This is a genomic window from Mesorhizobium sp. M4B.F.Ca.ET.017.02.2.1, from assembly GCF_003998955.1.
Lineage (GTDB): Bacteria > Pseudomonadota > Alphaproteobacteria > Rhizobiales > Rhizobiaceae > Mesorhizobium > Mesorhizobium abyssinicae.
On the sequence record NZ_RZOF01000586.1, the window covers coordinates 1 to 1,819 of the forward strand.

General features: G+C 64.5%; 3 protein-coding genes. 2 read left to right on the plus strand and 1 reads right to left on the minus strand.

Annotation, left to right across the window (positions count from 1 at the left end; translation table 11 throughout):
• The coding region (locus EN738_RS34060; RefSeq protein ID WP_145967040.1) for a peptidoglycan-binding domain-containing protein at positions 1 to 464 on the plus strand (464 nt) is incomplete at its 5' end.
• Positions 465 to 557: 93 nt separating this feature from the next.
• Here the strand turns inward: EN738_RS34060 and EN738_RS34065 are convergent.
• Entirely contained in the window at positions 558 to 1,094 is a 537-nt protein-coding gene (locus EN738_RS34065; protein WP_127287344.1) for an OmpA family protein, read from the minus strand.
• Between the two features lie 231 nt (positions 1,095 to 1,325).
• Here EN738_RS34065 and EN738_RS34070 point away from each other — a divergent pair.
• Positions 1,326 to 1,819, plus strand: a 494-nt coding sequence (locus tag EN738_RS34070; RefSeq protein ID WP_245494853.1) for a hypothetical protein, incomplete at its 3' end; no start/stop codon positions are given.

Here is a 1,819-nt window from a genome sequence, read left to right on the forward strand (position 1 = left end):
GCCTCGACCGCGAGGGCCGCATCGACCTGCAGTTGCGCATCGAGGCGCTTGGCAACGAACTTGGCCGCGTCGACGGCAATATCGGGCCCAAGACCCGCCAGGCCATCGGCGACTGGCAAGAGAGGAACGGCCTGCCGCCGACCACCTTCCTGACGCGCGAGCAACTGGCCTTCCTGGTGGTCCAGACCGATCCGATGATGGAGGCCGTGCGTGCCAAGCACGCAGCCGACCAGGCCCGTGCGGCGGCGCCGAAAAAGCAGGTCGTGCAGAAGGCCCGCACGCCGAAGGCGGTGGCGCAGAAACCCCGCAGGAAGCAACAGCAGGTCGTTCAGACGAGGCGCAACCGCGACACGCTGGTCGGCCGCGAGGAACCCCCGCCGCCCCAGGACAACAACAACGACTTCCTGACCAAGGCGCTGATCTTCGGCACCGGTGTGGCCGTGGGCGGTGCGCTCAAGAACTGACGCGCCTGCGTCCTACGGCAATTCCAGGGATTGCGTAGAAGCAAATAGTTAGAGCGGTTCTCTGAACCACTCTGGACTGCATGTCGGCCCAAGCTACTGCGTGCTGATCCGCATCTCCACCCGGCGGTTGACCGGATCATAGGGATCGGGGCTGCGCGGGTTCTTCTCGCCCATGCCGATGGCCTTGATGCGGGCAGCGTCGACGCCGTTGGACGTCAGGAAGGCGGTCACCGAGCGTGCCCTTCGCTGCGACAGTCCCTCATTGTAGTGGACCGTGCCGGACGCGTCGGTATAGCCTTCGACGACGAAGCTGAGGGAGCTCAGCCGGCTGTCCTTCAGCGCCTTGGCGAACTCGTCGAGTTCCGCGCGCGCCGTCGCGTCGAGCTCGGCCGAATCCAGTCCGAAATTGACCAGCATGTCGAGGCCTGCCTGTTTGGCCGGGGCTTGCTTCGTCTCGCTCTTGCTCTTGCACTCGTCTTCGCTGCCGACGCAAATTCCGCGCGAAGCGCCGAGTTTGCCCTCACCGGCAAAGAACTTCACGATATCTTCCGATTTCTGAAGCGGATCGGCAAAAGCCTGGCCCGACACAAGCGCGATCGCCAACACTAAGGCTGAATTGCCCAATTGCATAACCGTTACTCCCGTCTGAGCATCCGATTTCGCCGGCCGGATCATATCAAATTCCGGAGCAATTGTCTGTCGGCGACATCGAAAATATACGGCATTGCCGACAGTGGCCGCTCCGCGGCCGAGCAAGGCTTGACCGTTGCCTCGCCGGAGGCTTGAGTGGTGTTGTCCCTCAGCGAAGGCGTGGCAGCCATGGCCAATGAGCTCCGATTCAAAACGGCACGGGATCTTTTCATGGCTTGTCCCGCTGTTGCCGAGGACATGAGCGCCCTTCCAACCGAGCAAGCCTCGATCGAGTTCTGTCGCGCCCTGCTCGCCGGGCCGGTGCCCGAGGAGGCGATCACATTCTGCGCCTACCTGCTTGCCGAACGGGCCGCGGTCTGGTGGGCGCATGAGTGTCTGAGCCACCTGACCGACCTGCTCGACGGGCAGGATCAGGAACTGCTCATGCTTGTCGGCGACTGGGTCAGCGAACCGGACAATCCCCGGCATCATGCCGGGCTGAGCAGGGCCGCGGCGATGCCGCCGACAACCCCCGCCGCCTGGATCGCCCTGGCGGCGGCATGGCGCGGCGACGGTTCGGCCGCGGAAACCACGGCGCGGCCTGTCGCGCGGCTGTTCCCCGCCGCCCATGCGGTGAATGCCGGGATTCTGTCGGGACTGGCGCGTGTCGCTCTCGCCGATCGCTTTTCCGTGCTTTCAGCCTTCGTCGAACTGGGCATCCAGAC

Excerpts from the sequence above, each read along its gene's own strand:
- EN738_RS34065 (WP_127287344.1), bottom strand. The coding sequence starts at position 1,094 with ATGCAATTGGGCAATTCAGCCTTAGTGTTGGCGATCGCGCTTGTGTCG.